20 protein-coding genes are annotated in these 23,469 nt (G+C 61.9%); 8 read left to right on the forward strand and 12 right to left on the reverse strand.

Annotated features, from left to right (window positions below; all coding sequences use genetic code 11):
- Nucleotides 1–71 precede the first annotated feature (71 nt).
- Nucleotides 72–674, forward strand: coding sequence for a LysE family translocator (locus AC1Z1G_RS12320; protein ID WP_483627287.1), 603 nt, complete (start codon nucleotides 72–74; stop codon nucleotides 672–674).
- Here the strand turns inward: AC1Z1G_RS12320 and AC1Z1G_RS12325 are convergent.
- The 10 genes from AC1Z1G_RS12325 to mgtA all read right to left on the reverse strand — a co-directional run bounded on the left by AC1Z1G_RS12325 (nucleotide 671) and on the right by mgtA (nucleotide 12,492).
- On the reverse strand, nucleotides 671–1,504 hold the full coding sequence (locus AC1Z1G_RS12325; protein ID WP_483627289.1) for an AraC family transcriptional regulator: 834 nt from the start codon (nucleotides 1,502–1,504) through the stop codon (nucleotides 671–673). The genes AC1Z1G_RS12320 and AC1Z1G_RS12325 overlap by 4 nt on opposite strands.
- A 37-nt stretch (nucleotides 1,505–1,541) precedes the next feature.
- Nucleotides 1,542–2,045 carry a VOC family protein gene (locus AC1Z1G_RS12330; RefSeq protein WP_483627291.1) on the reverse strand — a complete coding sequence of 168 codons (504 nt, stop codon included), beginning with the start codon at nucleotides 2,043–2,045 and terminating at the stop codon, nucleotides 1,542–1,544.
- A gap of 131 nt (nucleotides 2,046–2,176) precedes the next feature.
- Nucleotides 2,177–4,666 (reverse strand): TonB-dependent siderophore receptor, encoded by a 2,490-nt coding sequence (locus AC1Z1G_RS12335; RefSeq protein WP_483627293.1) that lies wholly within the window; start codon nucleotides 4,664–4,666, stop codon nucleotides 2,177–2,179.
- Nucleotides 4,667–4,778: 112 nt separating this feature from the next.
- Nucleotides 4,779–5,756, reverse strand: a complete 978-nt coding sequence (locus AC1Z1G_RS12340; RefSeq protein ID WP_483627294.1) for a FecR domain-containing protein — start codon at nucleotides 5,754–5,756, stop codon at nucleotides 4,779–4,781.
- A 3-nt stretch (nucleotides 5,757–5,759) separates the two neighbouring features.
- Nucleotides 5,760–6,284, reverse strand: coding sequence for a sigma-70 family RNA polymerase sigma factor (locus AC1Z1G_RS12345; protein ID WP_483627295.1), 525 nt, complete (start codon nucleotides 6,282–6,284; stop codon nucleotides 5,760–5,762).
- Between the two features lie 201 nt (nucleotides 6,285–6,485).
- Nucleotides 6,486–7,289 carry a hypothetical protein gene (locus AC1Z1G_RS12350; RefSeq protein WP_483627296.1) on the reverse strand — a complete coding sequence of 268 codons (804 nt, stop codon included), beginning with the start codon at nucleotides 7,287–7,289 and terminating at the stop codon, nucleotides 6,486–6,488.
- A gap of 160 nt (nucleotides 7,290–7,449) precedes the next feature.
- Complete coding sequence (locus tag AC1Z1G_RS12355) at nucleotides 7,450–7,797, reverse strand: DUF2493 domain-containing protein (protein ID WP_483627298.1); 348 nt, start codon at nucleotides 7,795–7,797, stop codon at nucleotides 7,450–7,452.
- On the reverse strand, nucleotides 7,785–9,470 hold the full coding sequence (locus AC1Z1G_RS12360) for a Na/Pi cotransporter family protein (protein ID WP_483627299.1): 1,686 nt from the start codon (nucleotides 9,468–9,470) through the stop codon (nucleotides 7,785–7,787). Before AC1Z1G_RS12360 ends, AC1Z1G_RS12355 begins: the two co-directional genes overlap by 13 nt.
- Nucleotides 9,471–9,494: 24 nt before the next feature.
- Complete coding sequence (locus AC1Z1G_RS12365) at nucleotides 9,495–9,710, reverse strand: hypothetical protein (RefSeq protein ID WP_483627301.1); 216 nt, start codon at nucleotides 9,708–9,710, stop codon at nucleotides 9,495–9,497.
- A gap of 67 nt (nucleotides 9,711–9,777) precedes the next feature.
- Nucleotides 9,778–12,492 carry a magnesium-translocating P-type ATPase gene (gene mgtA / locus AC1Z1G_RS12370; RefSeq protein ID WP_483627303.1) on the reverse strand — a complete coding sequence of 905 codons (2,715 nt, stop codon included), beginning with the start codon at nucleotides 12,490–12,492 and terminating at the stop codon, nucleotides 9,778–9,780.
- A 1,111-nt stretch (nucleotides 12,493–13,603) separates the two neighbouring features.
- Between mgtA and AC1Z1G_RS12375 the strand changes: the two genes are divergently transcribed.
- From AC1Z1G_RS12375 to AC1Z1G_RS12405, 7 genes are all read left to right on the forward strand, one after another.
- Nucleotides 13,604–14,965, forward strand: coding sequence for an XAC2610-related protein (locus tag AC1Z1G_RS12375; protein WP_483627305.1), 1,362 nt, complete (start codon nucleotides 13,604–13,606; stop codon nucleotides 14,963–14,965).
- Between the two features lie 168 nt (nucleotides 14,966–15,133).
- Complete coding sequence (locus AC1Z1G_RS12380) at nucleotides 15,134–15,391, forward strand: transmembrane sensor/regulator PpyR (RefSeq protein ID WP_483627307.1); 258 nt, start codon at nucleotides 15,134–15,136, stop codon at nucleotides 15,389–15,391.
- Nucleotide 15,392: 1 nt separating this feature from the next.
- Entirely contained in the window at nucleotides 15,393–16,547 is a 1,155-nt protein-coding gene (locus AC1Z1G_RS12385; protein ID WP_483627309.1) for an NnrS family protein, read from the forward strand.
- A 184-nt stretch (nucleotides 16,548–16,731) separates the two neighbouring features.
- The gene (locus AC1Z1G_RS12390; RefSeq protein ID WP_483627311.1) at nucleotides 16,732–17,193 is read left to right on the forward strand and encodes a (2Fe-2S)-binding protein; all 462 of its coding nucleotides are present in this window, start codon (nucleotides 16,732–16,734) and stop codon (nucleotides 17,191–17,193) included.
- 2 nt (nucleotides 17,194–17,195) lie between these two features.
- Nucleotides 17,196–19,361 carry a xanthine dehydrogenase family protein molybdopterin-binding subunit gene (locus AC1Z1G_RS12395; RefSeq protein ID WP_483627313.1) on the forward strand — a complete coding sequence of 722 codons (2,166 nt, stop codon included), beginning with the start codon at nucleotides 17,196–17,198 and terminating at the stop codon, nucleotides 19,359–19,361.
- A 1-nt stretch (nucleotide 19,362) separates the two neighbouring features.
- On the forward strand, nucleotides 19,363–19,941 hold the full coding sequence (locus AC1Z1G_RS12400; RefSeq protein ID WP_483627315.1) for a hypothetical protein: 579 nt from the start codon (nucleotides 19,363–19,365) through the stop codon (nucleotides 19,939–19,941).
- An 86-nt stretch (nucleotides 19,942–20,027) separates the two neighbouring features.
- Nucleotides 20,028–20,993, forward strand: coding sequence for a GGDEF domain-containing protein (locus AC1Z1G_RS12405; protein WP_483627317.1), 966 nt, complete (start codon nucleotides 20,028–20,030; stop codon nucleotides 20,991–20,993).
- Nucleotides 20,994–21,044: 51 nt separating this feature from the next.
- On the opposite strand, the gene fabI is transcribed toward AC1Z1G_RS12405, so the two are convergent.
- Both fabI and AC1Z1G_RS12415 read right to left on the reverse strand, forming a co-directional pair.
- The gene (gene fabI, locus AC1Z1G_RS12410; protein WP_483627319.1) at nucleotides 21,045–21,839 is read right to left on the reverse strand and encodes an enoyl-ACP reductase FabI; all 795 of its coding nucleotides are present in this window, start codon (nucleotides 21,837–21,839) and stop codon (nucleotides 21,045–21,047) included.
- A gap of 19 nt (nucleotides 21,840–21,858) precedes the next feature.
- Nucleotides 21,859–23,469: an ABC transporter ATP-binding protein gene (locus AC1Z1G_RS12415; RefSeq protein ID WP_483627321.1), complete on the reverse strand. Its 1,611-nt coding sequence runs from the start codon at nucleotides 23,467–23,469 to the stop codon at nucleotides 21,859–21,861.

The raw sequence follows: 23,469 nt of genomic DNA on the forward strand, positions 1-23,469 counted from the left end.
AATACAGGTCCTGAGGGTACTGGTTACGGTGAGTGCCTCCAATCCCACGACTGTACTGAAGAAGGTGTGCAATGAGTTTGATCCTTTCCATGGCGGCATTTGCGCTGGCGTCTTCGATCACACCGGGCCCGGTGAACATCGTTGCTTTGAGCGCTGGCGCCCAATACGGTTTGCGCGCCAGCCAGCGGCATGTCGCGGGTGCCACTTTGGGCTTTGTGTTGTTGTTGGTGCTGATGGGGCTGGGGCTGCATGAACTATTGAAACTCTGGCCCGCCCTGACCCGGGTTGTGCAGTGGGCGGGGGTGGCGTTTCTGTTGTTCATGGCCTGGAAACTGGCGGCCGATGACGGACGGCTCAGCACCGATGGCGGCGGTCAGGCGCCCACGATGTTCTACGGCGCGCTGATGCAGTGGCTCAACCCCAAGGCCTGGCTGGCCTGTGTTGCGGGGATGGGCGCGTTCGTCGCCGATGGCGAGGCGCGCTTAGTCTGGCAGTTTGCGGCGGTGTACCTGGTGGTCTGTTACCTGTCGGTCGGCTGCTGGGCCTATGCCGGGACATTCCTGCGCGGCCACCTGGGCAACCCGCGAGGCATGCGCGTGTTCAATCGGGTGATGGCCTTGTTGTTGGCGATCAGCGCGGGGTATCTGGTGTTACCCAACACCTTGAGCGCTTAACCGCGATACTGTCCCGGCGTGGCGGCCAGGTGCTGTTTGAAGGCGCGCTGAAAGTGCGCCTGATCGGCAAAACCGGCTTCCAGGGCGACGTCGGCGATCAGCTTGCCCCTGCGCAGTTGAGCCGTGGCGAACTGGATGCGCCGGTTGACCAGAAACGCGTGGGGCGTCATGCCGTAATGCTGCTTGAAGGCGCGAATCAGGTACGAGGCCGACAGGTCGGCGGCCTGGCAAATGTCTTCCAGCTTGAGTGCCAGGGTGCAGTGTTCGTGGATGTAGTCGGCCGCCCGTTCCAGCTTGAAGTTGGCCTCACGTAACGTCTCGCCCGCCGGGTTGAGCCGCTGCTGCACTTCGCTGAAAAACGCCACGACGGCGCTGTGTTTCTCCAGGGTTTCGACCTGTTCGTCCACCAGGGTTTCGTACAACCGGTTGAGCCCTTCAAACAATCGGGTGTCGGTGCTATGGGTGAGGTCAAAGCGTCGAAAACCCAGCGTCGCGCTGAAACCCGATTGATGCTGAAGATCGGTCAGCCAAGGCGTATCGATGTAGAGCATGCGGTACGACCAGGGTTGATCGTCGATGGGGTTGCAGGCGTGTACGTCGCCGGGGTTCATCAGCACCACGGTGCCGGTGCTGACCTCGAACGCGGAGCGTTCATGGACATAGGTGCTGCGCCCGGCAGTGATTGCACCGATGGAGAAGTGCTCGTGGGAGTGGCGGGCGTAGCAGACCTCGCGACCATCGGCGATGGCGCGGGCCTCGATGAAGGGCAGGGCGGTGTCGCGCCAGAAGTGCGGGGCGGTGTCGGTGTTCTTGGCAATCGCGTGTTTCATCGATGAGCGTCCCTTGGCAGGCCAGGGCTTGAGTGTATTAGCTCTGGCCGTTAAAGGCTCGCTCGAGTCTCGCGATATCAAGCTTCTTCATGTGCAACAGGGCCTGCATGACCCGTTGGGATTTCGCGGTATCGGGGTCTTTCATCATGTCGGTCAGGGCGAGGGGTACGATCTGCCATGACAGGCCGAACCGGTCCTTGAGCCAGCCGCATTGCTGCGCCTGCGGGTCGCCACCCACGGACAAGGCGTTCCAGAAGTGGTCGACCTCGAACTGGTTGTGGCAATTGACCTGAAACGAAATGGCTTCGTTGAACCGGAATACCGGTCCGCCATTGAGGGCCGTGAAGCCTTGACCGTCGAGTTCGAAGCTGACGGTCATCACCGAGCCTTCGGGGCGACCGTGGAACTCGAAACCGGCTGCGCCGTAGCGGGTGATGGCGGTGATGGTGGAGTGTTCGAACACCGAGCAGTAGAACTGCGCGGCGGCTTCGGCTTGGTCGTCGAACCACAGGCAGGGGGTGAGCTTCTGAATGCGCGACATGACGATGCTCCTCTGCGGATTGGCACACTGGATTATCAGCGTAGCCAGCCCATAGTCGTCTGGCTGCACCGCAGATCGACAAGTACGCACAAGCACCGCTGCCAGTCCCTCGGCAGCGGCGTTGATTCAGCTTAGAAGTCCCATTTGGTGGTCAGTTGCAGGGCGCGTGGTTCGCCGTAGAAACCGGTGCCAAAGTTGCCCAGGCCGGTGTAGTACTTCTTGTCGAAGAGGTTCTTCACGTTAAGGGTCGTGCTCAGGTGATCGTTGAAGCGATAGCGCGCCATCAGGTCCACCAGGTAGTAGCTGTCCTGGGTGATGCGCGAGTACTGGCCGAAGTTGACGCTGTCATTCGGGTTGGGCTGGAACACGTTACCGAAGAACTCGCTCTGCCAGTTCACGCCGCCGCCGACGGTGAGGTTTTCCCATTCACCGGGCAACCGGTAGGTGCTGAACACCCGCACCACTTGCTGCGGGGCGGTGGTTTGCAGCACTGAGCCGTAGACGTAATTGCCTTCGGCATCGCGGGTGTGGCTGTAGGTGTAACCGGCCGACAGGTTCCAGCCTTCCAGCACTTCACCGGCCAGTTCGAACTCGAAACCTTTGGTGGTCGCACCTTGCACCGCACGGTACACGGAGTCGGTTTCAACGCCGCTGACGTACTGGGCGGCGTTGTCCTGTTCGATGCGGAACACTGCAAAACTGGCGTTCAGGCGACCGCCGAAGTACGCAGCCTTGATCCCTGCTTCGTAGCTGTCGCCTTCTACCGGGTCGAGCAGTTTGCGCTCGGCATCCTTGCTCATTTGCGGCTGATAGATGTTGGTGTAGCTGGTGTACACGGAATATGTGTCGTCGAGGTCGTAGACCAGCCCGGCGTACGGCGTGACCACACCGGTCTGGCGGTAGCTGTCGTGCAGGTCCGGCCGGGTCGGATCGGTGTAGTCGAGGTCGTCGTTGGCCGTGAAGTTGCTGACCCGGGTGCCAATGATCACCGACAGGTCGTCCGTCGGCTTGAGCCGGGTGGCCAGGTAGGCGCCGGTCTGGCGCTGGACAATGTCGTTACTGCCGACGCGCGGAATGTCCGGCTTGGGGAACTCGCCGCGCCAGTCGTAGATGCTGCCCGGCACGGGCGGATACACCGACCCATGCACCGGAATGTCCTGGCGGGTGTTCATCGACATGAACCCGGCGATCAACTCATGCTCGCGGCCGAACAGGCTGAACGGGCCGGTGAGGTTGACGTCGAGGTTGTCCTGGACCTGATCGCCCTTGAACTTGCCCATGAACATGTACATGCCTTCACCGGTCACCGGGTTCGGATTACCGCCGCTGGCCGAGGCGAGCAGGGTGTCATGCTGGCGATGCTTGCGGTCGTAGCTGACTTTGAGTTTCCAGTCGTGGGCCAGTTGCTGTTCCACCGAGGCGAAGATCGTCTGGTTGGTGAAGTCGCGACGGCTCCAGTCGGTGGCCGGGTTGAAGGAGCGCGAGAAGTTCGTCCGCGAGCCGTCGTTGTTGTACATCGGAAAACCGGTCCAACTGGCGCCACGGGAGCGGGTGTTCTGCTGGTCGATACCGAAGGTCACCAGGGTGTCCGGGGTCAGGTCCGCTTCAAGGATGCCGTAGGCAATGTCCTTGGTGTTCTGGTAGTGATCCATGTAGGCGCTGCGGTCCTGATAGGCCCCGACGAAACGCCCGCGCACGTTGCCGCTCTCGGTCAGCGGGCCGGAGATATCACCTTCGGTGCGGTAGTTGTCCCAGGAGCCGACCGTGCCGGTGACCGAGGCTTTGAACTCTTTGGTCGGGCGTTTGCGGATCAGGTTGACGGTGGCCGAAGGGTCGCCCGAGCCGGTCATCAGGCCGGTCGCGCCCTTGATGATTTCGACGCGGTCGAAGGTCGCCATGTCGGTGCTGGTGGTGCCGTAATCGTAGACGCCGTCATAGTCAGTGTTGACGCCGTCGTACTGGAAATTGGTGATCGGCAGGCCACGGCTGGAAAACTCCCAGCGCTCGCTGTCGTAGTTTTGCACGCTGATGCCGGGGGCGCGACGCAAGGTATCGGCGATGCTGGTAGAACCCTGGTCGTCCATTTGCTGACGGGTGATGACCGTCACCGACTGCGGCGTTTCGCGGATCGACAGTGGTAGGCCGGTGGCCGAAGACACTGCACCGGTGGTGTAGGAATGCGTGTCTTCGGTGGTCGCGCCCAGCCCTTGGCCCGAAATTGTCGTGGCGCCCAGTTCCAGCGTGCCGTTGGCCTGCGGGGCGGCGTGCAGCACGTAACCGCCGTTGGCCTGGGGTTGGGCTTGCAGGCCGGTGCCCTGAAGCAAACGCTGCAACGCTTCCTGCTCGCTGAAGGTGCCTTCCAGGCCCGGGCTGCGTTTGCCGCTGGCCAGATCGTTATGCCCAGCGAGGAAAATCCCCGCTTGCTCGGCGTAGTGGTTGAGCACGCTGACCAATGGACCCGGCGCAATCGAGTAATGACGTTTCGGACTGCTGGCCTGTTGGCTGCCCGTTTGTTCCTGAGCCTGGGCGAGGGTCGGGGTGAGGCTCAGCAGGGCGGCCGGAAGGGCCAGCGCCAAGGGGCGCATGGCAAAACGGAAACGGGCGGCAACGTGTGGCGACATGGAGGTCCCTTTGGATCGAGTCGATCGGCAATTAAAGTGCTTCTGAGGGGTTAACCGAGCGAGAAACGCAAAAGGGAACCGGCGTCTGGAAAAAATTTAAAACGTCGGGGTTTCAAGCCGTGGGGCCGACGTTGACCCACCATGACAGCGGCTTTTCGACCCGGATCGGCAGCGCGGCTTCCAGCAGGCGCAGGGCCTGATCGGTGTCCTTGAGCGGGAATGAGCCCATCACCGGCAACCCGGCCACCCGTGGATCGCAGCCCAGATGGCCGGCACGGTAACGGCTCAGCTCGTCGAGTAACTGGCCCAACGGCAAGTTGTCGGCCAGCAGTACACCGCGTCGCCAGGCTTCACGGCTGGCGGCAACCATCGACGACGGTTCAAACCCTTGCTGCGTGAAGGCCAGTTGGCGCCCGGCCGGCACGGTCTGTTCCTGGCCTTGAACAGTGCGCACCTGCACCGCGCCGTCGAACACATTGAGGCGGGTTTGGCCGTTTTCTTCACGCACACTGAATCGGGTGCCCAGCGCCCGCAATCGGCCTTGCGCGGTGTGCACCAGGAAGGGCCGATCGAGGTCCTTGGCGGTGTCGATCAGCACTTCGCCGACCCGCAGATGCAGCAACCGCTCGCGGTTGCTGAAGCGCACATCCAGCGCACTCAGGGCATTGAGCCAGATCCGGCTGCCGTCGCTGAGCAGGGTTTCGCGGGTTTCGCCAACGCCTGTCGCGAGGTCTGCCGTCCAGCGGCTCAGGGTGTCGGGCAGCGGTGTGCCGCGCCAGGTGCTCCAGCCGAGCAGGCTGCCGCCGGTCAGGATCAGCAAGGATTTGAGGGCGTTGCGACGGCTGACGCGGCCTCGGCCCGGGCTGCGCAGTGCCTGGCTGCTGGCCAGCGGATCGGTGTCGTCATGCAGAGGCGCGAAGCGTTGGCCGACCCGTTCCACGTAGCGCCACGCCTCCTGATGCTCACCGCTTTGCGCCAGCCAGGCTTGCCAGCGCTGGCGTTCGCGTTCGCCCACCTGCTGATCGTTGAGCTGGACATACCAGTGGGCGGCCTGTTGCAGGCTGGCGTGGCTGAGGGTTTTCAAGGGCATGGGTTACTCGACCAGCAGGCCGTCGAGTTCGGCCTCCAGCAGGGCACAGTGCATCAGCGCCTGGGCCAGGTATTTCTTGACCATGCGCTCGGACACACCGATCTCAATAGCGATAGTTTTGTATGGCATGTCATGCAGTTGGGCGAGTACAAAGGCGTCCCGCACCCGCGCGGGTAAACGCTGGAGCATGGCGTCCACTTCGTGCAGGGTTTCGACAATGATTGCCCGGTGTTCCGGCGAGGGTTGCAGCGCCTGCGGTCGTTCGGCCAGCGCTTGCAGCCAGGCTTGTTCGAGTTGCCGGCGGCGCCAGTGATCGATGCACAGCCCGCGGGCGATGGTCGCCAGGTAGGAGCGCTCATGCACTTCGCATTCAAAGGCCTGCGGGCGTTTGAGCACGCGGATGAAGGTGTCATGCACCAGATCCGCCGCATCGAACGCATTGCTCAGGCGTCGGCGCAACAATTCATACAGCCAGCGATGATGGCTGGTGTAGAGGTTCGAAACAGAGCAGGAATCGGCGACCGGCATTGAGAGCACGTATCCATGGGCGACGGGGCGCCGCGAGTGCAAATGGGAATGGGTCGCGATTAAACCAAATGGCCCGACAGGGTGCAAATGATATTGGTTTGCTTTTAGGCGTTACGGATGTTGGTTGGCTCTTTTCGAGCGACACCCTGTTGGCCGTCCACTGCGCAGGCTTAGTCAGCACCGCGCAGCATGAACGTCTCTTCAGAAGCGAACGGTCGCCCCCGTTGTCAGCCACTGGTCGCGACTACCGCCGAGGTTGCGACCCAGCACCAGGTCCAGGTCCACGGCCTGCCCGAGATGAAACCTTGGCCCGGCCTGCCAGGATTGCTCGCCGCCTTCCTGGCCGTAGCGTTCGGCAATCAAGGTCAGTGAATCGGCAACCGCGTATTCAACGCCGCTGCCCCAGGTCATGCGGTGTTTTTGCTCGCCGTCGTCATAGGCATGGGTCCAGCCGCCGTTGACGTTGAGCCGCAGGGCATCCAACGGTTGCCAGGTGAGCGGCACGCTCAGGTCGGCACCGTCGAAGCTGTGGGCGCGGTTCAGGGCAAAATGCGCGGCACCCGACAGGGCGATTTCCAGTCCCAGGTCCTGGTTTGAATACAGCTGCGCCTTGAGTTGCGGACTCAACTGGGTCTGCGTGCCGTCATCGCCGTGGCCTTGCTGCACCGCGCCTCCCCATTGCAGCCAGGGCAGGCCCTGGGAGGTGCAGCCTTGAGAGATGACGGTGTTGTGGGTGGAGCCGTCATGGCGGGTGCGGGTGAACCACGCGTCGATGTTGCACTCGCCGGGACTGTTGATTGCGCCATCGTCGACGGCGTACGAACCTGCGGCCGCGAAGGCCTTGGAGAGCAGGCTGAGGGAGGCGACAGCGCCTAGGGTCACGCCAATGAAGAAGACGTTGCGGCGCAGGGCGCGCTGTCGGGAGCGAGGCAGTTGCTGGAGAACGGAGCGCGGGGATGTTGACGGGGTGACGTTCTCAGAACGGCGACGGTTGGGTGTGTGCATGGTGGACCTCGACTGACAAAGGCTCACGACGACCCCGGCTGCGTACCGAACGGAAAGCAGGCGGGGCATGGTCGAGAAGGGCATTTAACGGTTGGCTTCTATCGCGACGACAACTGGGGTCTTCGGTCATTGGGCAGCGCTCCTGGTGGGGATAAAAGGGTCAATTCTCGACCGACAGAACATGAATGCCGGCAGCCTTGGCCTGGCTGACCAGCTCACTGGTGTCATCGCCACCGGGCAGGGCGATGACGACGTCAGGGCGGCTGTCCTTGAGCATGAAGTGGTTGCGCTGGCGCTCGGCCTGTTTGCCATGCAACTGCCAGTTCGGCGGGTAGCGCACCACGTCGATCCCCACCTCACGGGCCCAATCCTCTATTGCGCTGCCCAGGAACTGACTGCCGCCGTGAATCAGCACCTCGATGGCCTTGAGGCGGTGATAGGCGTCCAGCACTTGGCGGGTCATCGGGGTGTCGGCGTAGTGCCGCCCGGCACAGATCAGGACGCGCATGTGGCGGTGTCCTTGTGCGGTGCCGGTGTTTCGCAGCAGTCCGGGATCAGGGTGCCGTTGGGCTCCCCGCAGCGTTCCAGTACCGGGTAGCCCAGGGCTGCAATGTGGTGATGAACACGACGATAATCGCGCAGCACCCGCTGGAAAATATCCCCGGACTCAGCCCACGCCGTCTTGTCATTCTGCAGTTTGCGAAAGTGCTCGCGGCTGGCACTGGCTTCAAGTTTGCGCACGGTTTCCTTGTGGCTGACCAGAGCGTGGGCCGCCGAGACGTCCTCCCTCAAGAACGCGGTAATGGCCAGGTTCAGGCTGTCCAGCAAGGCCAGGTGCAAGGCCTGGATATGGAGCAGTTCGAATGTGGAAAAGTGTTCGCCACGGCGGGTCCTGCGGATTGCCAACTGCGCCAGGTTGCCGAGAATGTCGCCGGCGTGCTCCAGATTGATCACGAACATCAGGATTTCCTGGGCTCGGTCGGCGTCGGCATCGCTCAGGCCATCCTGGCCGATGTCGGCGAGATAGGCGCGAATCGCGGCACTCAGCAGGTCCACTGAGTGGTCCAGTTGGCGGACCTTGTCGGCGGTGAGCTGATCGGGCTTCTCGAACAATTGCAGGACCTGATTGAGCATCAGGGACGCCATGTCCGCCAGTCGCAAGGCTTCACGCACGGCATTGGAGAGCCCGATGTTGGCCACTTCCAGCCCGGCCTCGTCGAGGTACTGCGGCATGCCGGGATCTGCCGGGCGTTCTTGTTGGGGAAACAAACGGGTCAACATGCGCGCGAAGGGCTCGGTCAGGCCGATGAACAGCACCGCCAGCGCCAGATTGAACGCTGTGTGCAGGTAGACCACCAGGTGCGCGGGGCCAATGTCGGTCCGGGCCAGTTGGCTGGCCAGGAGCGGCAGGCAAGGCAGCAGTGCCAGTGTGCCCAGCAGGCGGATCAGCAGGTTGCCCACTGGCAGGCGCCGCGCGACTTTCGACCCTGCGCTCATCACTGACGGCAAGGCTCCGCCGATGTTGGCTCCGAGCATCAGGGCAATCGCGGTGACGGGCGTCATCATTCCGGTACCGGCCAGGGAGGCGATGAGCAGGACCACCGCCACGCTGGAGTGGCAGATCCAGGTCAACAGGACCGTGGCGACCACCGCAATGATCAAGTCGCCCTCAAGGCTTTGCATGACCACGCGAAACACCGGGGTTTGTTCCATGTGGCCCAGGCTGGCGCTGAGCAGGCCCAGGGCCAACAGCATCAGACCCAGGCCGATCAGGGCGCAGCCGACGCTTTCAAAGCGCGAATCATCGCGCAGCCGAAAGACGATAAAACCCGCCAGCAGGATGAGCGGCGTCACCAGTGATGTATCGAAGCTCAGCAGTTGCACCACCAGGGTCGAACCGATGTTCGCCCCCAGCATCACCGCCAGGGCAGGCGCCAGGCTCAGGGTGCCGGCCGCGGTAAACGAGGTGGCCATCAGGCTGACCGCCGTACTGCTTTGCAGCACGCCGGTGATACCGATCCCGGACATCAGCGCCATCCAGCGATTATTCAGGTTGCGCCCCATCCAGTTGCGCAGTTGGGTGCCAAACCCGCGCAGCAGGGCGGTTGAGATCATATGGGTGCCCCACAGCAACAGTGCGATGGCGCCCGCGAGGTTCAGCAAGAGAGTGGTTCCCGGCATGAGGAATCTCCACATAACAAACATTCATTTTTTACGAGGCCGCAATAATCCGATGCTGGTGGCGTTCAGGGTGCTGCAAAAGCCCAGGGCGAAGCGCACTTCCACGGCGCTCAACCATCCACGGGCGTACAGGCGAACACTGACCACCATCAAACCTTTCGCAGCGTTAGCCAGACAAAAAACAGACAGGGCCCGCGTGCAGTGGCCTATCCACTGCAGGGTCTTGGACGCTGGGTTCATGTTCCGTCTCCACGCAATCGGAACGCATGGGCCGGCGCGACAAGGCGCCAGCCCATGCCGGTTCAGCTCAGTACCACTGCTTGAAGCGGCGGATGTAGATCGTCTTCATCAGTTGCGCGACACAGCAGTAGCTGAGCAAGGTGCCGACCAGCCAAGGGAAGTACGCCAGCGGCAGTGGTTCCAGGCCCACCAGGGTGCCCAGTGGCGAGAACGGCACGTAGATCCCCAGCACAATCACAATGCAGGTCATCATGATCACCGGCCACGCGGCGGTACTCTGGAAGAACGGGATCTTGCGGGTACGCAGCATGTGCACCACCAGGGTTTGCGACAGCAGCCCCTCGATGAACCAGCCGGACTGGAACAGGGTCTGCATCTCTACGCTGTTGGCCGAGAACACGTACCACATCAGGGCGAAGGTGGTGATGTCGAAGATCGACGAGGTCGGCCCGATCCAGATCATGAAACGCCCGATATTCCTGGCGTCCCACTTGCGTGGTTTTTGCAGGTATTCCTTGTCCATCTTGTCCCACGGCAACGCTAGCTGGGAGATGTCGTACATCAGGTTTTGCAGCAGCAAGTGGATCGACAGCATCGGCAGGAAGGGGATGAAGGCACTGGCCACCAACACTGAGAACACGTTGCCGAAATTGGAGCTGGCGGTCATGTTCAGGTACTTCATGATGTTGCCGAAGGTCTCGCGACCTTTGAGTACGCCTTCCTCCAGCACCATCAGGCTCTTTTCCAGCAGGATGATGTCGGCCGACTCCTTGGCGATGTCCGTGCCGCTGTCCACCGAAATACCGACATCGGCGTCACGCAGGGCCGGGGCATCGTTAATGCCGTCGCCGAGAAAACCCACGGTATGACCGTTGGCTTGCAGCGCCTTGAGCACTCGGGACTTTTGCAGTGGGGTGAGCTTGGCAAACACCGTGCGCTCTTCGACCTGTTGCTTGAGGGTGGCGTCGTCCATCGCCTCGATTTCCGGGCCCAGCAGCGGTGCGCCGGGCTCAAGACCGACCTGACGGCAGATCTTGCTGGTGACCACGGCGTTGTCGCCGGTCAGTACCTTGACCGCGACGCCGATGTCCCGCAGGGCGGCAATGGCCGGGCCAGCGGTTTCTTTCGGCGGATCGAGGAACGTGAGGAAGCCACGGATCACCAGGTCCCGCTCATCGGCGGTGCTGTACTGGTTCTGCGATGTGGCCTTGGGAATCTCGCGGGTCGCCACCACCAACACCCGGAAACCATCCTCGTTGTACTCGTTGGCCAGGGTCAGCAATTGCTGGCGGCGTGCTTGATCCAGGGCGACAACGGTGTCGCCTTCCATCACATGGGTGGCAATGCCGAGCATTTCTTCCACGGCGCCTTTGCACACCAGCAGGTGGTCATCGCGGCTGTCTTTGACAATGATCGACAGGCGACGGCGCACGAAGTCGAAAGGCAGTTCATCGACCTTGCTGTAGGCGAACGGCACTTTGAACCTGGGGTCTTGCCGGGAGAATTGCACCACCGCCTGATCCATCAGGTTGCGGATGCCGCTTTGGTGATGGCTGTTGAGCCAGGCCAGGGCCAGGACCGAATCGTCACGCTTGCCGTTGGTGTCGACATGGTGCTCAAGGATGATGTGGTCCTGGGTCAGGGTGCCGGTCTTGTCGGTGCACAGCACGTCCATCGAGCCCAGGTTCTGGATCGCATTCAGGCGCTTGACCACCACTTTGCGCCTGGCCATGGCGGTGGCGCCTTTTGCCAGGTTGGCGCTGACAATCATCGGCAGCATTTCCGGGGTCAGGCCGACCGCAACCGCCAAGGCAAACAGGAAGGCATCGCCCCAATCGCCCTTGGAGAAGCCGTTGAGGAAAAACACGATTGGCACCATGACCAGCATGAAGCGGATCAGCAACCAACTGACGCTGTTGACCCCTCGGTCGAAGGCGGTTTGCGTCCGTGAGCCGACAATCGCCTTGGCCAGCGAGCCAAAGTAGGTGCGCGGGCCGGTTGCGACCACCACTGCACGTGCGGTGCCGCTGACCACGTTGGTGCCCATGAAGCAGATGTTCGGCAGGTCCAGCAGGTTGCTCTGATCGGCGGCGGTGTGGCTGGCGGATTTTTGCGTCACATCGCCCAGGGTGTCGTATTTCTCCACCGGCAAGGCCTCACCGGTGAGCACGGCCTGGCTGATGAACAGGTCCCGGGACTCGATCAGGCGAATGTCGGCGGGGATCATGTCCCCGGCCGACAGTTGCACGATGTCACCCGCCACCAGTTCGCGCATCGGCACTTCCCGCACTGTCGCTTTGGCGCCGACTTCTTCGCGCCGCAGGACGGTGGCCGTGGTGCGAACCATCGCTTTGAGGGCCTCGGCGGATTTAGCCGAGCGGTGTTCCTGCCAGAATCGCAGCAGGCTGCTGAGGCCGACCATCAGCCCGATGATGATGACTTTGGTCAGGTCGCCGTCTTCGCCGTCACGCTCCGGGAGCCAGAAGTCGGTGACGAAGCTGATGATGCCCAGGGTCAGCAGTACGTAGATGAAGGGGTTATGCAGGGCCAGGAGAAACTGCACGATGGCGTGAGGCGGCCGGTCGTGATCGACCTCGTTGTAGCCTTCGCGTTGCAGGCGGCCCTCGGCGTCCAGTTCGGTCAGGCCATCAGAGGTTGCCCTGACATTGGCCAGGGTGGCCGAGAGGCCGTTTTGAGCTTCTCGGGCGGCACGCATGGACAGCTTGCTGGTGTCGCTGGCGCTGTTCTTGTCTCGAACCCTGGTGTTTTTTACTGTGCTCATTGTATGTACTCCTGTCGCCAATACTCGACAAAACACACCTGCAACCAGCCTTCTTGAAGGCGAGCAAAAGCATGCCGAGTCGCGGAATTCGCGATCGGTTTAAATAAGTTTTTAGTGGTGAGTGTAAGTCCCGCTATAACGCCGCTATTAATTAAGCGCGCAGCGGGTAACTACTGGCTTCGTCCATAGAGAACTCCAGTTCATTAACAGTGGTTTTCAGCCGGGAAATAATAAGGGGCAGGAGCGTCTCGAAGAGAAAGTCCTGGCCGTTATTATTTAATGCTTATCCCGCGCGAGTGCCTGTGCAGAGGCTCGGCAACAGGCTCGCCTGGGCAAACTGGCCGAAAAAGCTTCTACTCTGAGGGTCTTGGGAATCGGCCAGGCTAAAGCGTTGCTCCAGTTGACCGGTGGCAGGGCTGACGCGCCAATGCACCTGGCGCAGCGCAGGCTTTACGCAGGCAACGGGGGTAGAGAAGGGCGTGAGGGCCCGGGAAACAACGTCGTGCTTCACACGCATGCTGGAGGCAAAGGCGCGAACGCCGGGTAGAACATGGGTTTTAAAGGTCATAACACACCTCGCGACCGGACTGGCGCCGGGGAGGTCGTTACGTTGGAGCGTCAGGCTCTAGCGCAGTTGACCCCGCCGTGCAGGCGAGTCCCGTCAATGTCTGGGTTTAGCGCCCGGATCTCCGCATTCACGGTGACCGGACAGCGACTAGATACTGTGTCCATTGGCTTCTTTTGTGAGGTTTAAAAAAGGCCTGAGTTACCGGCCCGGGCAATCTACTCAGCTGGGTAAGTAAAGTCAATGTTAAATGTCCGGTGGCGTACCCGGTTCAGTCACTGTTCAGGAAGTTCGGTAGTTATAAATAGATAAGCGGTCGCAGACAATAAATAAGCCGCCGTCTAATTCGGGCGACAGTTCATCCGCTGACGTATTGCATGTGCAGTAACGAACGCTTTACCGATGGGGGCAAGGTGACGTGCGTGCAGGCGGGAATAGGGCGTGAGGTGAAAAGGGTACGGGCTTGCTTTGGCGGATGCGGATGTCAGCCCACACGGATTGCCGCTAGACTTGCCGCCCGAATTTGCCGCAAGGACGCTTTGCATCATGGTTGCCCGTCGTTTAGTCGCCGTTTCCAGTCTGTTGGCCGCAGCGTCCGCTTGCGCTGAGCCGTTGACCTATCACCTCACCGACCCTGCAAAAAAATACACAGTCGAGGTGATGTTTGCGACGCCGCCACCCAAGAGTTACGAGGGCGCGCCCGCCACCATCATCCTGCATGACAAGGCCAGCGGCCGTGAGCTGCAACGCATCGAGTCGCAGGACGCCTATGCGACGTTCACGGAAAAAGGCAATCAGTTGGAGATCAATCGGGCGCCGATGTATGGCGATCAGAGCGTGCTGTTCTTCGATGATTTCAACTTTGACGGGCATCAGGACCTGGCCGTGCGCAATGGCAGCGAGGGCGGCTATGGCGGGCCTTCCTATGACGTCTATCTGTTTGATCCAGCGAGTTCGACGCTGCATTTCAATCCTGCGTTTTCCAACCTGACCCGTGATGGTCAGCTGGGGATGTTCGGTTCTGACGCCAAGGCTCAGCGCTTGTACACCTCATCGAAAAGCGGCTGTTGCTGGCATCAGGAAGCGACTTGGGCGGTGATCGACAATGTGCCGCAAATGGTCGGCGAAAAAATCGAAGACGCCACCGCCGGTGTGTATGCCCAATGGCCAATGCTGCCGCAGGGTTACATCCAGGAGCTTGATCGTGAACTGATTGATGGGCAGTGGAAGGAAACTTCGCGTTTTGTAGGGCCTTACACCGAAGACCCAGTGATGCTGCGTGGCACGCTGAACGGCAAGATCGCCGTGGACCTTTGGTGGCAGCGTCAGGGCGAAGCCTTTATTGGCGAGGTGCGTTACACCAAAAGTGGCAGCGGCCAGCCGATCCGGTTGATCGGCGAACAGCCGGAGGAGGGCAAGATCACCCTCCACGAGTTTGCCGCCGACGGCCAGATGACCGGCCATTGGCATTTCGATGAGCGAACCGAAAGTGGCGGTGGCCGCATCGGTCGCTGGCTCAGTGGCGAGCGTGATTTCACGGCGCGCATGAGTGCGGCCCAGGTGCCGGTCAGTTCCGTCAGCCTCGGCCCGGTGACTGACGGCCAACGCGACGGGCGCTATGTGATGAAGGACGGGGATGCGCGTCGTTCCTGCGAACTCACCCTCAACATGGTCTCAGGCTACCCGCATGACGCCTCCGGGACGGCGGACGTCCAGATCAGCACCTTGCTCAAGGGCCAGCCGTCGACGACCACAATGCAGCGTGTCCGGATGTGGTCAAACAACCTGTTGTTCACGGGGGCTTCGAAAGCACCGGAGTACCGGATTCAACTGCTCAAGGGTGGCGCCGTGCTGAAATCCATGGGTGAGCGCGGGGCGTGCGACGGGGCTTACCTGAAGGTTCAGTAAGCCTTGATGCGTAGTCGATATGACTCTTTTTGTTGTCTTAATGACTCTGCATGGCTCGTGTCATATTGACTATTAGCGCCCCAGGTGGCTGATTTTCAGGGCTTTTAAGGTTGGCACGGGACTTGATAGGGCATATGTACATCTGAACAGCTTCAGGAGTACGCCCAAATGTTCGAGTTCTTCAGCCACCCCGAGAAAGTCCTGCACCTGTCGAGCCGAGTGCTCGGGTTAGGTCTGTTCCTGCTGGCCGTTGGCGTGATTGGCGCTTATGGCTACGAAGGCCGACTTGGGCTCGGCACGCTGGTGTCGATGCATGCCATGACCATTCTTGGTCCGACCCTGCTCAAGGTCGGTTACGTGATGCGCCTGCTGGCCCAGTATCAGTTGGGTAAACCTGCCAAACGTCTTCTCAGGGCGGTGGCCTGATATGAGATCGCTCAAGCACGTTCCACTGTGGAGCCTGGGGTTTCGGCCGTTCTTTCTGGCAGGTGCCGTATTTGCCTGCGTTGCGCTGGCGGTGTGGGGCCTATGGCTTTACGGGCATTTTCCCCAGGCGCAGGCAACGGTCGGCATGCTCGCCTGGCACCGTCATGAAATGCCTTTCGGTTTTGCCACGGCAATCATCGGCGGGTTCCTGTTGACGGCAGTGCCGAACTGGACCGGCCGCCCCGGCCTGAGTGGGTGGCCGCTGTTGGGGTTGCTGTCGGTCTGGCTGGCGGCGCGCCTGGCGTGGTGGTTGCCGATTCCGCAGAGCGGTTTGCTGGCGCTGCAACTGCTGTTCTTGCCGCTGCTGGTTTTGGTGCTGGGGCGCGAACTGCTGGCCGCAGGCAAACGTGACAACTACCCGATCCTCTTGGTACTCGGCTTGTTGGCCGGGTGTCAGGTGTTGACGTTGTCGGGCATTGCCCAGGACGACGCCGGCCTGCAACGGCGCGGCGTGCTGGCGGCGTTGTGGTTGATCGCGGCGCTGATGAGTGTGATTGGCGGGCGGGTGATTCCGTTCTTTATCCAGCGCGGGTTGAACCGTGCAAACGGCGCGGTCGGTCATCCTCGGCAAACCCAGGCCTTGTTGATTGCCAGCCTGCTGGCCGCACTGCTGATCGGCACCGGATTCAACGAGGTTCCGCGGCCATGGCTGGCAGCCTTGTATGCGCTGATCGGCACCTTGCACCTGCTGCGTTTGTGGCGCTGGTACGACCGTGGAATCTGGCGGGTACCGTTGCTCTGGTCGTTGTACCTGGCGTACGCCTGGCTGCTGATCGCGGTACTGGCCATGGCGTTGTGGCAACTGGGCCTATTGCCCCAGCAAAGCCTGGCGACCCATTCCCTGGCGGTCGGCGGCATGGGCGGATTGATTCTGGCGATGATCGCCCGTGTCAGCCTGGGCCATACCGGCCGGCCGCTGATACCGTCAAACGCTGTGTCGCTCGGGTTGGCGCTGGTGCTGTTGGCCGGGGTGTGCCGGGTGTTTGTGGTGCCCTTCAGCAGCCTCGGGCTGGGGCTGTCGGCAGTGTTGTGGTGTGCCGCGTTCGCAGTGTTTGTGCAGGGCTACACCCGGGCATTGCTCACACCGCGTCAGTAAGGCGTTGAACGTTCAGCCACGGGGCTGCCTTGAAAGAGGCAGCCCTTTTTTGTGACCGGTTGTCGCGTCAGCCAGGGCCTTGGGGAATTTACGCTTAGCTCAATGGATAACCCGATGCGCGCGTAGGCAGCCATTGCCACAGCGACGCCGTTGCTGGACGCCGTGAGTCCTGAGGAGATGAACCATGCTGACGCTCAACATCAATGGTCATGACCAGTCGTTTGACGTGCCCGGCGACATGCCGCTGCTGTGGGTGCTGCGGGATGTGGCGCACCTGACCGGCACCAAGTTCGGCTGCGGCATGGCCCAGTGCGGTGCCTGCACGGTGCAGGTCGATGGTGCACCCCTGCGCTCGTGCATCACCCCCGTCGCGGCAGTGGCCAACGGGCAAAAAGTCCTCACCATCGAAGGCCTGTCGAGCGACGGTTCGCACCCGGTGCAACAAGCGTGGGCCGAGCTGGACGTGGTGCAATGCGGGTACTGCCAGTCGGGGCAGATCATGTCGGCGGCCGCGCTGCTGGCGAAGATTCCTGCACCGACCGACAGCGACATCGATCAGGCGTTGTCGGGCAATATCTGCCGCTGCGGCACCTACCCACGGATTCGCGCAGCGGTGAAACGCGCGGCTGAAATCGGGAGGGCGTGAGCATGAACACGGTCATCAATCCTTCGCGTCGCACCTTCCTGAAAAGCACCGCGCTGCTGGGCGGTGGTTTGGTGGTGGCGTTTGTCATACCGGGTGCCAACCGTTTTGTCCGGGCGGCATCCGCACCGGATTCTAGCTTCGCCCCCAATGCTTTTTTGCGCATTGCCAGTGACGGCACGGTGACGGTGTTGCTTGGCCATTCCGAGATGGGGCAGGGCATCTGGACCGGGCTGACCATGCTGATCGCCGAGGAACTGGACGCCGACTGGTCGAAAATCCGCGTCGAGCATGCGCCCGCTGATGTGGCCTACGGGCTGCCAGCGTTCGGCGGGATGCAGATTACCGGGGGCTCCACGTCGACCTGGATGGAGTTCGACCGTTACCGCCAGGCCGGTGCCGCCGCCCGGTTGATGCTGATCGAAGCTGCCGCCAAGCGCTTCAACGTGGCGCCTTCCAGCCTGCACACCGAGCAGGGGCACGTGATGGTCGCCAACCAACGCGTCGGTTATGGCGAACTGGCCAACGAGGCCGGGCAACTGCCGGTGCCGGCCCCCGAGAGCATCACACTCAAGTCCGCCAAGGACTGGAAAGTCATCGGTAAACCCACCAAGCGCCTAGACACCCCGGAGAAAATCACCGGTCGGGCGCAATTCGGCATGGACGTGCAGTTTGATGGCCTGCTGACGGCACTGGTGGCACGGCCACCGGTGTTTGGCGGCTCGGTGAAATCCTTCGATGCCAGCGCGGCGCTGGCGCTGCCTGGGGTGAGGAAAGTGGTACAGGTGCCCAGCGGCGTGGCGGTGGTGGCCGACCATTACTGGGCGGCGAAGCTGGGGCGCGATGCGCTGAAAGTCGAGTGGGACCTGGGGCCCAATGTCGGGCTGGACAGCGATGCGCTGCGTGAGTCGTTCCGCAAATTGGCCGCCACTCAAGGCACCCCGGCCAGCCAGGCGGGCGATGCTGCAACAGCGCTGGCGAAGGCGTCGAAGACCATCGAGGCCGAGTACACCGTGCCGTACCTGGCCCATGCGCCCATGGAGCCGCTCAATTGCACGGTCAAGCTCGGCGCGGACATGTGCGAGATCTGGACCGGTACGCAGTTCCAGACCATGGACCAGCAGATCACGGCCAAAATCACTGGCCTCAAGCCTGAGCAGGTGCAGATCCACACACGGTTCCTGGGCGGCGGTTTCGGGCGGCGCGCCAACCCGGCGTCGGACTTCGTGGCCGAAGCGGTGCACGTCGCCAAAGCGGCCCAGGCACCGGTGAAAACCGTTTGGGCGAGGGAGGATGATGTGCGTGGTGGTTACTATCGCTCGGCGTTCCTGCATCAGGCCCGGATCGGCCTCGGTGCCGACGGGTTGCCGGTGGCGTGGCGGCATGTGCTGGTGGGGCAGTCGATCATGGCCGGAACGTCGTTCGAGGCCGGGTTCGTCAAGAACGGCATCGACGGGACCTCGGTCGAGGGTGTGGCCGACAGCCCCTACATCAAGGGCCTGGCTGATCATCAGGTCGACCTGCATTCACCGCGAACCGGGATCAACGTGCTGTGGCTGCGGTCGGTGGGGCACAGCCACACAGCGTTTGTCATGGAGTCGCTGATCGACGAACTGGCGACTGCGGCGGGTCAGGACCCGGTGGCCTATCGTCGGGTGTTGCTCAAGGACCATCCACGTCATTTGGGTGTGTTGAATCTGGCGGTCGAGAAGGCCGGGTGGGGTTCACCCTTGGCCAATGGGCGTGCGCTGGGCGTGGCGGTGCATGAGTCGTTTGGCAGCTACGTGGCGCAGGTGGCCGAGGTGTCCGAGGACAACGGCACGATCCGCGTGCATCGGGTGGTGTGCGCCGTGGACTGCGGGATTGCGGTCAACCCGACCAGCATCGCCGCGCAGATGGAGTCGTGCATTACCTTCGGGCTGGGGTTTGCCTTGCACAGCAAAATCACCTTCAAGGACGGCCGGGTGGTGCAGTCCAACTACCACGATTACCAGGTCTTGCGGTTGAACGAAATGCCTCGGGTCGAGGTGCATATCGTCGCCAGCAGCGACAAGCCGGGCGGGATCGGCGAGGCGGGCGTGCCACCCACCGCGCCCGCCGTGGCCAACGCGGTGTTTGCCTTGACCGGCCAGCGCCTGCGGGATTTGCCCCTGCAACTGGCGGGGGTGTGAGATGAAGCGACATCTGTTCATGGGCTCGTTGCTGTTGTTCGGGTTGGGGGGCTATACGTCGCAGCTGTTTGCCGACGACCAGGCAGCGCTCGCGGCGTTTGCCACGGTGCAAAAGGTCTTCCAGAGCCCGCGCTGCCAGAACTGCCACATCCCCGGCGACTCGCCGTTGCAGTTCGATGCGGGCGTGCCCCACGCCATGAGTGTGGTTCGCGGCGTGGATGGCAAGGGTTCGCCAGGGTTGCCCTGTGCGACCTGTCACGCCGACAGCAATCCACCGACCAGTTACGGGCCTCATGCGCCACCCGGTGCGCCGCACTGGGGGCTGCCGTCCGCCGCGCACAAGATGGCCTGGATCGGGCTGCCAGCCGATAAACTGTGCCAGATGATCAAGGACCGTTCGAGCAATGGCGATCGGGACTTTGCCGCGCTGATCCAACACGTCAGCGATGACAAACTGGTGCTCTGGGGCTGGAACCCCGGTGGCAATCGCGCGCCGGTGCCGGTGCCCCACGATATTTTTGTCACCCAGTTCAAGCTCTGGGCTGCGGCCGGCGGGCCGTGTCCCGTGGCGGGCAGTTGAGGCGGCGTCAGGCCCACGGTGGGTTTGCCGGGAGTCAAACGGTTCATGGACTACGCTCTAGAGCATACCCGCCAAAGGAGTGTGCGATGCTCGCCCCCATCAAACCCGCCAATGAGGCTGCCCGCTCAGGAATGCTGCGCTCATTGAATGTCCTCGATACCTTGCCGGAGGAGCGTTTTGATCGCCTGACCCGTCTGGCCAGGCGTCTGTTCAACGTGCCGATTGCGTTGGTCAGCCTGGTCGATTCCGACCGCCAGTGGTTCAAGTCCTGCGTCGGGCTGGCCGCCAGCGAGACCGGGCGTGACATCTCTTTTTGTGGTCATGCGATTCTCGGGGAGCAGATTTTCCTGGTCGACGATGCCAGGCTCGACGAACGTTTCCACGACAATCCGCTGGTGGCCGGTGAACCCGGTATCCGTTTTTATGCTGGTTGCCCGCTGACGGTGGCCGATGGCAGCACACTCGGCACGCTGTGCCTGATCGACATGAAGCCCCGGCAACTGGACGACGAAGAGCGCGAGCTGCTGCGCGACCTGGCGCGCATGGCGGAGCAGGAGTTGATGGCGGTGCAGATGGCGAGCATGGACGAACTGACCTTGCTCTCTAATCGTCGTGGTTTCATGGCCTTGGCCCAGCATGGGCTGGACGCCTGCAAGCGCCTGGAAAAACCGGCCACGTTGCTGTTTTTCGACCTCGACGACTTCAAGCAAATCAACGACCTCTACGGTCATGCCGAAGGCGACAAAGCGCTGAAGACCTTTGCGGACGTGTTACGCATCGCCTTTCGCGAAAGCGACGTGGTCGGGCGGTTGGGCGGTGACGAGTTCGTCGTGTTGCTGACCGGTTCTTCTCACGTGGAAACCACCACGATCATGGCCCGGCTAAACGAAATGCTGGATGAACGCAACGCCACGTTGCAGCGCGGCTATGACATCCGTTTCAGTGTTGGCCAGATCGAATATGACGCCCAGCGCCACGACAGCGTGGACCGGTTGCTGGCCGATGCCGACGGTGCGATGTACGCCCACAAACAGGCCCGGCGCCGGGGCTGATCCTGCTGGCATGAAAAAACCCGCCGAGGCGGGTTTTTTACAGCGCGGGGATCACTCTTCGAGATTGCCCATGGCGGTGGTATTGAAACCGCCGTCCACGTACATGATTTCGCCGCTGATGCCGGACGCCAGGTCCGAGCACAGGAACGCGCCGGCGTTACCGACTTCTTCGATGGTGACGTTACGGCGCAGCGGGGTTTGCGCTTCGTTGGCGGCCAGCATCTTGCGGAAATTCTTGATGCCGGACGCGGCGAGGGTGCGGATAGGGCCCGCCGAGACGCAGTTGACGCGGGTGCCGTCCGGCCCCAGCGAGCTGGCCAGGTAACGCACGCCCGCTTCCAGCGAAGCCTTGGCCATGCCCATGACGTTGTAGTTCGGCATGGTGCGCTCGGCGCCCAGGTACGACAGGGTCAGGAGGCTGCCGTTGCGGCCTTTCATCATGTCGCGGCCAGCCTTGGCCAGGGCCACGAAGCTGTAGGCACTGATGTCATGCGCGATGCGGAAACCGTCGCGGGTGGTGGCTTCGGTGAAGTCGCCGTCCAGTTGGTCGCCCGGGGCGAAGCCCACGGAATGCACGATGCAGTCCAGGCCATCCCACTGTTTGCCCAGTGCCTGGAAGACCTTGGCGATTTCTTCGTCGCTGGCCACATCGCACGGGAAGCACAGCTCGGGGCTTGAGCCCCAGCCTTGTGCGAACTCTTCAACGCGACCCTTGAGTTTGTCGTTCTGATAAGTGAAGGCAAGCTCAGCGCCCTCGCGATGCATGGCGGCAGCGATGCCGGAGGCGATGGACAGTTTGCTGGCGACACCGACGATCAGTACGCGCTTACCGGCGAGAAAACCCATGTGTTGCTCCTCTTTCAGGTTATTCGACAGTGGCTGGGGCCAGGAAAGCGGCCTCCAGCAACTGCTGTGTATAAGGGTGTTGCGGCGCCGCAAAAATACGCGGCGCATCCCCTTGTTCGACCACTTGGCCGTGCTTGACCACCATCAACTGGTGGCTCAGCGCTTTCACCACAGCCAGGTCATGGCTGATGAACAGATACGTCAGGTTGTACTTGCTTTGCAGGTTGCGCAGCAGTTCAACCACTTGGCGTTGCACGGTGCGGTCCAGCGCCGAAGTCGGCTCGTCCAGCAGGATCAACGCCGGTTTTAGAACCAGTGCCCGGGCAATGGCAATGCGCTGCCGTTGCCCACCGGAAAATTCGTGGGGGTAGCGGTGGCGGGTTTGCGGGTCCAGGCCTACCTCCTTGAGTGCAGCAATGATAGCTAGTTCCTGTTCGGCTGCTGTGCCGATCTTGTGTATCCGCAGACCTTCGCCGACGATTTCGCTCACACACATCCGCGGGCTGAGGCTGCCGAACGGGTCCTGGAAAACCACCTGCATTTCCCGCCGCAGCGGCCGTACTTGCTGCTGTGACAGGCTGTCGAGGGACTTGCCTTCGAAGCGAATCGCGCCCTTGCTGGCAATCAACCGCAAGATCGCCAGGCCGAGCGTGGACTTGCCGGAGCCGCTTTCTCCCACAATCCCCAGCGTTTGCCCCTGCGGCAGGCTGAAATTGATGCCGTCCACCGCTTTGACGTAATCGACGGTGTTACGCAAAAAACCTTTCTTGATCGGGAACCAGACTTTCAGGTCCTCGACTTGCAACAGCGGCGGGCCAATCAGATTGTTCGCCGGGGTGCCGCTGGGCTCGGCGGCCAGCAGCTCCTGTGTGTAGGGATGCTGCGGTGCGCGGAACAACTCCTCGCACGGCGCCTGCTCGACGATGCAACCGCGCTGCATGACGCACACGCGGTGGGCAATGCGCCGAACCAGGTTCAAGTCGTGGCTGATCAGCAGCAACGCCATGCCCAGGCGCGCTTGCAGCTCCTTGAGCAGTTCGAGGATTTTCAACTGGACGGTCACGTCCAGCGCGGTGGTGGGTTCGTCAGCAATCAGCAACTCAGGCTCGTTCGCCAGGGCCATGGCGATCATCACGCGTTGCCGCTGCCCGCCGGACAACTCATGGGGCAGGGCCTTGAGCCGTTTGTGCGGTTCGGGAATGCCCACCAGTTCCAGTAGCTCCAGCGTGCGCCGGGTCGCGACTTTACCGGTCAGGCCCTTGTGGATGCCCAGCACTTCGTTGATCTGCTTTTCAATCGAGTGCAGCGGGTTCAGCGAGGTCATTGGCTCCTGGAAAATCATCGCGATCCGGTTGCCGCGAATGTGCCGGATGGTTTTTTCCTTGAGCGACAGCAGGTCATGCCCGGCGTAGTTGATGGTGCCGGTAGGGTGCCGCGCCAGTGGGTAGGGCAGCAGACGCAGGATCGAGTGGGCGGTCACCGATTTGCCCGAACCGCTTTCGCCCACCAACGCCAGCGTTTCGCCGCGCTTGATGTCGAAACTGATGCCTTCCACCACCCGATGCACGCGTTCACCGGCCACAAATTCGACAGAAAGGTCGCGTACTTCGATCAGATTGTCCTGATTCAT

Source organism: Pseudomonas sp. JL27(2026) (assembly GCF_056933555.1).

Excerpts from the sequence above, each read along its gene's own strand:
- AC1Z1G_RS12320 (WP_483627287.1), top strand. The coding sequence starts at position 72 with ATGAGTTTGATCCTTTCCATGGCGGCATTTGCGCTGGCGTCTTCGATC.
- AC1Z1G_RS12325 (WP_483627289.1), bottom strand. The coding sequence starts at position 1,504 with ATGAAACACGCGATTGCCAAGAACACCGACACCGCCCCGCACTTCTGG.
- AC1Z1G_RS12330 (WP_483627291.1), bottom strand. The coding sequence starts at position 2,045 with ATGTCGCGCATTCAGAAGCTCACCCCCTGCCTGTGGTTCGACGACCAA.
- AC1Z1G_RS12335 (WP_483627293.1), bottom strand. The coding sequence starts at position 4,666 with ATGTCGCCACACGTTGCCGCCCGTTTCCGTTTTGCCATGCGCCCCTTG.
- AC1Z1G_RS12340 (WP_483627294.1), bottom strand. The coding sequence starts at position 5,756 with ATGCCCTTGAAAACCCTCAGCCACGCCAGCCTGCAACAGGCCGCCCAC.
- AC1Z1G_RS12345 (WP_483627295.1), bottom strand. The coding sequence starts at position 6,284 with ATGCCGGTCGCCGATTCCTGCTCTGTTTCGAACCTCTACACCAGCCAT.
- AC1Z1G_RS12350 (WP_483627296.1), bottom strand. The coding sequence starts at position 7,289 with ATGCACACACCCAACCGTCGCCGTTCTGAGAACGTCACCCCGTCAACA.
- AC1Z1G_RS12355 (WP_483627298.1), bottom strand. The coding sequence starts at position 7,797 with ATGCGCGTCCTGATCTGTGCCGGGCGGCACTACGCCGACACCCCGATG.
- AC1Z1G_RS12360 (WP_483627299.1), bottom strand. The coding sequence starts at position 9,470 with ATGCCGGGAACCACTCTCTTGCTGAACCTCGCGGGCGCCATCGCACTG.
- AC1Z1G_RS12365 (WP_483627301.1), bottom strand. The coding sequence starts at position 9,710 with ATGAACCCAGCGTCCAAGACCCTGCAGTGGATAGGCCACTGCACGCGG.
- mgtA (WP_483627303.1), bottom strand. The coding sequence starts at position 12,492 with ATGAGCACAGTAAAAAACACCAGGGTTCGAGACAAGAACAGCGCCAGC.
- AC1Z1G_RS12375 (WP_483627305.1), top strand. The coding sequence starts at position 13,604 with ATGGTTGCCCGTCGTTTAGTCGCCGTTTCCAGTCTGTTGGCCGCAGCG.
- AC1Z1G_RS12380 (WP_483627307.1), top strand. The coding sequence starts at position 15,134 with ATGTTCGAGTTCTTCAGCCACCCCGAGAAAGTCCTGCACCTGTCGAGC.
- AC1Z1G_RS12385 (WP_483627309.1), top strand. The coding sequence starts at position 15,393 with ATGAGATCGCTCAAGCACGTTCCACTGTGGAGCCTGGGGTTTCGGCCG.
- AC1Z1G_RS12390 (WP_483627311.1), top strand. The coding sequence starts at position 16,732 with ATGCTGACGCTCAACATCAATGGTCATGACCAGTCGTTTGACGTGCCC.
- AC1Z1G_RS12395 (WP_483627313.1), top strand. The coding sequence starts at position 17,196 with ATGAACACGGTCATCAATCCTTCGCGTCGCACCTTCCTGAAAAGCACC.
- AC1Z1G_RS12400 (WP_483627315.1), top strand. The coding sequence starts at position 19,363 with ATGAAGCGACATCTGTTCATGGGCTCGTTGCTGTTGTTCGGGTTGGGG.
- AC1Z1G_RS12405 (WP_483627317.1), top strand. The coding sequence starts at position 20,028 with ATGCTCGCCCCCATCAAACCCGCCAATGAGGCTGCCCGCTCAGGAATG.
- fabI (WP_483627319.1), bottom strand. The coding sequence starts at position 21,839 with ATGGGTTTTCTCGCCGGTAAGCGCGTACTGATCGTCGGTGTCGCCAGC.
- AC1Z1G_RS12415 (WP_483627321.1), bottom strand. The coding sequence starts at position 23,469 with ATGAATCAGGACAATCTGATCGAAGTACGCGACCTTTCTGTCGAATTT.